Source organism: Kitasatospora sp. NPDC059577, from assembly GCF_042735475.1.
In the GTDB taxonomy this organism is placed as follows: Bacteria; Actinomycetota; Actinomycetes; order Streptomycetales; family Streptomycetaceae; genus Kitasatospora.
The window spans coordinates 487,318-493,405 of the sequence record NZ_JBHWBZ010000001.1; the positions used below are offsets into that span (position 1 = coordinate 487,318).

6 protein-coding genes and 1 pseudogene are annotated in these 6,088 nt (G+C 73.1%); 3 read left to right on the plus strand and 4 right to left on the minus strand.

The window, feature by feature from the left end; genetic code table 11:
* The first annotated feature begins 5 nt into the window (after positions 1-5).
* Positions 6-2,267 (plus strand): pyridoxal-phosphate dependent enzyme, encoded by a 2,262-nt coding sequence (locus ACFV0O_RS02260; RefSeq protein WP_380335135.1) that lies wholly within the window; start codon positions 6-8, stop codon positions 2,265-2,267.
* A 60-nt stretch (positions 2,268-2,327) separates the two neighbouring features.
* Here ACFV0O_RS02260 and ACFV0O_RS02265 read toward each other — a convergent pair whose 3' ends face one another.
* From ACFV0O_RS02265 to ACFV0O_RS02280, 4 genes are all read right to left on the minus strand, one after another.
* Positions 2,328-3,119: a thioesterase II family protein gene (locus ACFV0O_RS02265; protein ID WP_380335138.1), complete on the minus strand. Its 792-nt coding sequence runs from the start codon at positions 3,117-3,119 to the stop codon at positions 2,328-2,330.
* Entirely contained in the window at positions 3,119-3,763 is a 645-nt protein-coding gene (locus ACFV0O_RS02270) for a response regulator transcription factor (protein ID WP_360261140.1), read from the minus strand. The genes ACFV0O_RS02265 and ACFV0O_RS02270 overlap by 1 nt, the downstream gene beginning before the upstream one ends.
* A 142-nt stretch (positions 3,764-3,905) precedes the next feature.
* Positions 3,906-4,118 (minus strand): helix-turn-helix transcriptional regulator, encoded by a 213-nt coding sequence (locus tag ACFV0O_RS02275; RefSeq protein ID WP_360261137.1) that lies wholly within the window; start codon positions 4,116-4,118, stop codon positions 3,906-3,908.
* Between the two features lie 4 nt (positions 4,119-4,122).
* Positions 4,123-4,290, minus strand: a complete 168-nt coding sequence (locus ACFV0O_RS02280; protein WP_360261133.1) for a hypothetical protein — start codon at positions 4,288-4,290, stop codon at positions 4,123-4,125.
* Positions 4,291-4,590: 300 nt separating this feature from the next.
* On the opposite strand from ACFV0O_RS02280, the gene ACFV0O_RS02285 reads away from it, so the two are divergent.
* Positions 4,591-5,457 carry a LuxR C-terminal-related transcriptional regulator gene (locus ACFV0O_RS02285; RefSeq protein WP_380335142.1) on the plus strand — a complete coding sequence of 289 codons (867 nt, stop codon included), beginning with the start codon at positions 4,591-4,593 and terminating at the stop codon, positions 5,455-5,457.
* A gap of 87 nt (positions 5,458-5,544) precedes the next feature.
* A pseudogene (locus tag ACFV0O_RS02290) lies at positions 5,545-6,088 on the plus strand (hypothetical protein); the annotation flags it as partial.

Here is a 6,088-nt window from a genome sequence, read left to right on the forward strand (position 1 = left end):
CTCACATGCGGCAGGAATCGGTCATCGACGGCATCGGCCACACCCCGGCGGTGCGGCTGAGGGTCGACGCCCCCGAAGGCGTCGAGGTCTTCGCCAAGCTGGAGATGCAGAACCTCTTCGCGATGAAGGACCGGGTGGCCCGGCAGGTGATCCTCGACGCCCGGCGCACCGGCGCGCTGGCCGAGGGCGCGCCGATCGTGGAGAGCTCCTCGGGCACGATGGCGCTCGGGGTCGCCCTGGTCGGCACCTACCTCGGCCACCCGGTGCACATCGTCACCGACCCGCGGATCGATCCCGTCACCCTGGCCAAGCTGCGCACCCTGGGCTGTGAGGTCCACGTGGTGGCGGCGATGACCGGGCAGGGGTGGCAGAGCGCCCGGCTGGAGCGGCTGGCCGAGCTGATGGCCGGTCTGCCCGGCGCGTTCTGGCCGCAGCAGTACAGCAACCCGCAGAACCCCGCCGCGTACCGGGGCCTGGCCGCCGAGCTGGTCGCCGACCTGGGGTCGGTGGACGTCGTGGTCGGGGCGGTGGGCAGCGGAGGCTCGCTCTGCGGGACGTCGAGGGCGCTGCTGGAACGCCTGCCGGACGTCTCGGTGGTGGGCGTGGACTGCGTGGGCAGCGTGCTCTTCGGCCAGCCGGACCGGCCGACCCGCAAGCAGAGCGGGCTCGGCAACAGCCTCATCCCGGAGAACATCGACTACCGCCTCTTCGACGAGGTGCACTGGCTGTCCGACGACGAGGCCTTCGACGCCACCCGCCGGCTCGCCCGGGAGCAGAAGATCTTCGGCGGGAACACCTCCGGCTCGGTCTACCGGATCCTCACCCACCTCGCGGCCCGGGCCGAGCCCGGCACCCGGCTGGTCGGGATCATGCCGGACCGCGGCGACCGCTACGTGGACACCGTCTACGCCGACGCCGCCGACGCCGAGGCGGGCGCGGCCGAAGCCGGCACCCTCGCCGCCGCCCCGGAGGAGGTCGAGTACGGCGCCACCGTCTCCAGCTGGTCGTTCGCCCGGATACCCCGCCGGGACCGGAAGCTGCTGCTGTTCGTCGAGTCCAACACCACCGGCACCGGCATGATCGCGCTGCGGACCGCCGTGCGCCTCGCCCTGGAGCCGGTGCTGTTCACCAAGGACGCGGCGCGCTACCCGGAACTGCCCGGCACCGGCTGCCGGGTCGTGGTGTGCGACACCGACGACGAGGCCGCGCTGACCGCGGCCGTGGCCGAGGTGAGCGCCGGCCGCCGGGTGGCGGGCGTCACGACGACCAGCGAGTTCTACCTGGAGCACGTCGCGCGGGCGGCCGCGGCGCTGGGCACGCCCGGCAACCCGGTGGAGGCGATGACCCGTTGCCGCAACAAGGCGTTGACCCGGACCGCGCTGCACGAGGCCGGGGTGACCCAGCCCCGGTTCGCGGTCGTCACGGACCCGGACCGGGACGCGGTCGCGGCCGCCGTCGCCGCGGTGGGCCTGCCCTGCGTGGTCAAGCCGGTCGGGGAGTCCGGTTCGCAGTCCGTGCTGTGGTGCGAGGACGCCGGGACGGCCACCGCGCACGCCCTCGACCTGCTCGCCGTCACCCACAACGTGCGCGGCCAGCGGACCCCGGGCGCGGTGCTGGTCGAGCAGTACGTGGACGGGCCCGAGTTCAGCGCGGAGATGTTCGGCGTGGACGGCGAGGCCCGGTGCGTCGGCGTCACCCAGCGCACCGTCAGCCCGCTGCCGCACTTCGTCGAGACCGGTCACCTCTTCCCCGCCGACATCGACGACGCGCTGGCCGAACGGATCGCCGACACGGCCCGGCAGGCGCTGAAGGCCGTCGGCTTCGAGCGCGGCCCGGCGCACGTCGAGCTCCGGCTGACCGCCGACGGCCCGGCCGTCATCGAGATCAACGGACGGCTGGCCGGCGGCATGATCCCGGAACTGATCCGCCCGGCCACCGGGATCGACCTGCTGGAGCAGCAGATCCGCGCCGCCGCCGGCCTGCCGCTCGACCTCTCGGTCGCGCACGACCGCCGGGCCGGCCTGCGGTTCCTGACCGCGCCGCGGCCGGGCCGGCTGACCGGCGTGACCGGGGTCGGACAGGCCGAGCGGGTGCCCGGCGTGGAGCGGGTCCTGGTGAGCGGGGCGCCGGGCCGCGAGGTCCGGCCGCCGCGGAGCGCCTACGACCGGCTGGGCCACGTCATCGCCGTGGGCGCGTCGCCGCAGGAGGTCGGACGGGCGCTGGCCGAGGCGACCGGACTGATCGAGGTCGGCGTCGAGGGGGAGTGACGGATCGTCATATCCGCCCCGCGCGACGGACCGTCATGCGGGGCGGACGGCGACGGAGCGTCACGTTCCGTCCGGGGCAGGCAGGTCGACCGGGTGCCCGTGGAGCTCGGCCGCGATCCGGCCGAGCATCCCGTCCCTCTCCTCGCGGAGGAAGAAGTGGTCCCCGGGGTGGACCCGGAGGGCGAAGGGCGCCGTCGTGTGGTCGGCCCAGCCCGCGGTCAGCTCCGCCGGGACGACCCGGTCGTCCCGGCCCGCGAACGCCGTGATGGGGCAGGAGACCCGGCTCCCGGCCGGCGCGTGCCACTGTTCGAGCAGGGTCAGGTCGGCCCGGATCACCGGCAGCATGAACTCCATCAGCTCGGTGTTGGCGAGGATCTCCGGAGGCGTGCCGCCCATCGCGGTCAGCTCGGCCGTCAGCTCGGCGTCCGGCAGGTCGTGCAGCGGCTTCGGCTCGACGGCCGAGGCCGGGAACGACCCGGACACGAAGAGCCGGACCGGCGGTGTGGCCCCGGGCCGGCGCTCCAGCTCCTCGGTCACCGCGTACGCGATCTTCGCGCCCATGCTGTGCCCGAGGATCGCGAAGGGCCCGCTCTCCCGCCGCAGGACCTCCTCGCACAGCGCGTCGACCATGGCGGCCATGCCGGTCAGCAGGGGATCGCGCAAGCGGGTCCCGTGGCCCGGCAGTTCGACCGGGACGACCTCGACGTCGAGGTCCCGGGCCGGCTCCGTCCACGAGCGGAAGAAGTGCGAGGACCCGCCGGCGAAGGGCAGGCAGTAGACGCGGGGCAGTCCGGTCGTCCCCGTGGTCCACGGCAGCCAGCGGGCAGCGCTGTCCTGGTTCTGGCGCAACATCAGATGACACCGTTCTGGTGGGCGAACACGGCGGCCTGCAGGCGGTCCCTGAGTCCGAGTTTCCTGAGCAGCTGGGAGATGTGGAACTTGACCGTCGACTGCACGATGCAGAGCCGCTTGGAGATCTCGGCGTTGGACATCCCGTTCGCCAGGAGTGCCAGGATCTCGCGCTCGCGGAAGGTGAGCAGGTTGAGGCTCAGCGCCGGGAGCAGCGCGGGCTGTTTGTCGCGGACCCAGCCCAGCAGCAGGGCCGCGATGTCGGGGGACAGGAAGGAGTGGCCGGTGGCCGTGGCTCTTATCGCCTGGGGGAAGTCCTCGACCAGGGTGTTCCGGGTGACGATCCCGGTGGCGCCCGCCAGGATGGACTCCAGCACGGCGTCGTCCTCGGCCGGGGCCATCAGCAGCGTACGGGGGGCCTCCCGGCTCGGCCCCGGGAGTTCGCGGACGAGGTCGATGCCCGTCATGTCCGCGAGTTCGAAGTCGGCCACGACGACGGCGGGGTTCAGCTCCCGGGCCAGCGCGCGGGCGGTGCTCCCGTCCGCGGTCTCACCGACCACTCGGATGTCCGGCTCGGCCACGAGGGCCGAGGAGAGTCCGCTGCGCATCAGCGACTGGCCCGCACATATCAGAATCGGTATTTCCATCGGTTTGTGACATCCCCCTTCTCCGGAGTGGCCCGCCCAGCACGCCCGGTTCCCGCCGGTCCGGGCGTCGCCAGGGGCGCGCCTGCGGCCGGCCGGACATGTCCGACCCCCGTCGGGGAGTGCTGCTCGGATTCGGACTTGATCAGCCCCTGCCGGGCCCGGCGGGCCCGACGGTGTCGAACCCGAGGGCGATGGCGAGCAGCTGGGTACGGCTGCTGGCCCCGCTCTTGCCCCGCATGTTGCGGATGTGGGTCTCGACGGTGTGGTGGCTCAGGTGCAGCAGCCGGGCGGTGGCCCGGGAGGTGCGGCCCTGCGCGAGGTGGTCGAGGATCTCCCTCTCCCGTGTGGTGAACAAAGGGTCAGCCTCCCCAGGAGGTGTCGTCACAGAGGGCGTTGGTCGGGCAGGTGAGGACGGAGGACGCGGTGGGGCCGTCGTGGGCCGCCGCCGCGGTGGCGGAGACGGTCGGGGCCAGCCAGAGGGCTGCGGCGCCGAGCAGCGCCACGGTGGTGGTGATGAACCGCTTCATGGGGATCTCCCGTGGGTCTATGTGGTATCCGCCCCCTTGGTCCAAGGGGCCATGGCTTCACTCTGGCGGGCATCGAAGATCGCCGACATGCTTGGAACCGTTCATCAACTTGCCTGGCAGCAAAGGGGTGTGGGGGTAAATATGGAGAAAAGCGATCAAAATGTGACAGGGCGTCGGACCGGGGCAGGTCAGGGGCATGAATCCGACCTGTCCGTCTACGCATGGTTTGCGGAGAACCGCTACCCCGGCGCCCACGATCCGGCGGTCGTCGCACAGGCGACGGGACTTCCCCCCGCCGGGGTGACCGCGGCGATCGAGCGGCTGCTCGACACCGGACTGCTGGCGCCCACCGGTGCCAGGCAGGAGACCCTGCGGGTGGTCTCCCCCGACTCGGCCTACTTCCGCCGCGCCGCCCCCGTCGAGGCGGAGATCCGCCGGCGACAGGACGACATCGCCCGGATGCGCAGCCGGTTCGACGACTTCTCCCCCCTCTTCCCGGACAGCCGGGAGTCCGGCGAGGGCATCGAGGTGATCCCCACCCTGGCGGAAGTCCGGCTCCTGCTCAACCGGTTGGGCGAACAGTGCACCACCGAGGTGGTCTCCTGCCAGCCCGGCGGCGGCGCCCGTCTCCCCGAGGCGATGTCCGAGGCCCTGGTGCGCGACCGGGCGATGCTGGAGCGCGGCGTGCGCATCCGCACCATCTACCACCACACCGCCCGCTTCAACGGCCCCAGCCAGGCCTACGTCGCCGCCGCCTCCGCCCTGGGCGCCGAGTACCGCACCACCCACGAACTGGCCGGGCGGATCATCATCATGGACCGCGAGACCGCCTTCCTCTCCGCCGCGGGCCCGGAGCTGGGAGCCGTGGTCATCCGCGAACCGTCGACCGTCGCCTACCTCTACGAGATGTTCGAACTCACCTGGGGCCAGGCCACCCCCTTCCAGGAGTCCACCGGACGCGAGATGGAGGCCGTCGCCCGGGAACTCCACCGCACGATCCTGCGCCTGCTCGCCGACGGGCTCAAGGACGAGGCGATCGCCCGCCGCCTGGGAATGTCGCTGCGCACCGCGCGCCGTCACATCGCCGAGATCCTGGAGCGGCTCGGCGCCGACAGCCGCTTCCAGGCGGGCGTCGCCGCCAGCCGGGCGGGCCTCCTGGATACCTGAAAACCGTGATGCCGTCCGAGCCGCAGATGCACCATGCTGACACTCCGACACCACTGTGGCGGATGGCACCACCGAAGGAGACAACACGTGGACTGGGAACGCCTGAGCGAGCGCCCCGGGCTGGATCCCTACCTCCAGGAGCTGGCGCTCTTCCTGGACACCCACTTCGCCCGCACCTTCGGGCTGCTCTGGCCCGAGAACGACCCGGCCGTCCCCCGCAGCGCCGGCGGGCCGCCCGACGCGGCGCTGGCCGGGTACGTCGCCGCGGGCCTGACGGCGCTGCTGGGCTGGCAGGTCGAGGACGCCGCCGGCGCCCTCCCGCCCGGCGGCCACGTCCTGGTGATCCAGTCCGCCGGATCGAGCCGCTGGACGCTCCGGTCGCCGGGCGACCCCGCCGCCGAGGTCTCCACCCTCAGCGGCGAGGCCCTGTACCTCCCGCCCGGCTACCGCTGCAGCGCCCTCCACAGCGAGGACGCGCGGCACGTCGTCCTCACCGTCACCGATCCGCAGGAAGCGCCGTCGGCGCCCGGCCCCCCCCATGGGGGCGGCCGCGGGGCCGCCTTTAACCCCCCGCCACCGCGCGGTTGCCGGCCCCGGGGGTGGCCCCCGCCCGCCCCCCGGGGCGGTGAAA